This window comes from Cellulomonas sp., assembly GCF_017744555.1.
GTDB lineage: Bacteria > Actinomycetota > Actinomycetes > Actinomycetales > Cellulomonadaceae > Cellulomonas.
Genome location: NZ_JAGIBD010000106.1, coordinates 1 through 924, shown reverse-complemented (window position 1 = coordinate 924; position 924 = coordinate 1). Strand labels below are relative to the sequence as shown.

At 76.2% G+C, this 924-nt stretch carries 1 pseudogene; it reads right to left on the bottom strand.

Annotation, left to right across the window (positions count from 1 at the left end):
• Positions 1-722 (bottom strand): annotated as a pseudogene (locus tag J7523_RS20400) (DNA polymerase IV); the annotation flags it as partial.
• Positions 723-924 lie beyond the last annotated feature (202 nt).

Below are 924 nucleotides of genomic sequence, written 5' to 3'. Positions count from 1 at the left end.
CGCCCGGCCCCCGCGACGCGGCGCGGGTCGTCGTTGTGCGCGAGGGCCGACATGCGTGCGCCGGTCGCGTGGCCGAGGATCCGCTCGACGGCGTCCGACGGGGTGCGCGCGAGCTCGCCGATGGTCGTGATGCCGCGCTCCGCGAGCCGCTCGCGCGCGACGGGCCCGACGCCCCACATGAGCCCGACGGGCAGCGGGTCGAGGAACGCGCGCTCGCGCTCGGGCTCGACGACGACGAGCCCGTCGGGCTTGGCGACCTGCGACGCGATCTTGGCGAGGTGCTTGGTGCGTGCGACGCCCACCGAGATCGGCAGGCCGACCTCGGCGCGGACGCGGCGGCGCAGCAGCGCCGCGATCTGCGCGGGCGGCCCGAACAGGTGCGTCGAGCCGGAGACGTCGAGGAACGCCTCGTCGATCGAGATCCGCTCGACCGCCGGCGTGACGTCGCCGAGGATCTCCATGACGCGGTCGGCGAGCGGCTGGTACTCGCGGAACCGCCCGGGCACGAACCGCAGCGCCGGGCACAGCCGCGCGGCCCGCCACCCCGGCATGCCGCCCGCGACGCCGTAGGCCTTGGCCTCGTACGACGCGGCGAGCACCACACCGCCCTGCGCGCTGCCGCCGACGGCGATGGGGCGGCCGCGCAGCGTCGGGTCCAGCAGCTGCTCGACCGACGCGTAGAACGCGTCGAGGTCGGCGTGCAGGATCGTGGCCCCGGACATGACCCGATGCTAGTCGAACACCTGTTCGACCGACAACGCCCCGACACCCCCGTCCCCCGCCCGCCTGCCGAGCGCGGGGTTCAGCCGGTCACGGGACGCGAGAAGCGGCCGAACCCCGCGGTCGACCGGTGCGAGAGGGTCGAGGCCGAGGGGGCGCCGAGCGGGGTCAGGTCGACGAGGAGGCGGCGGGTCCGCCGTCGGG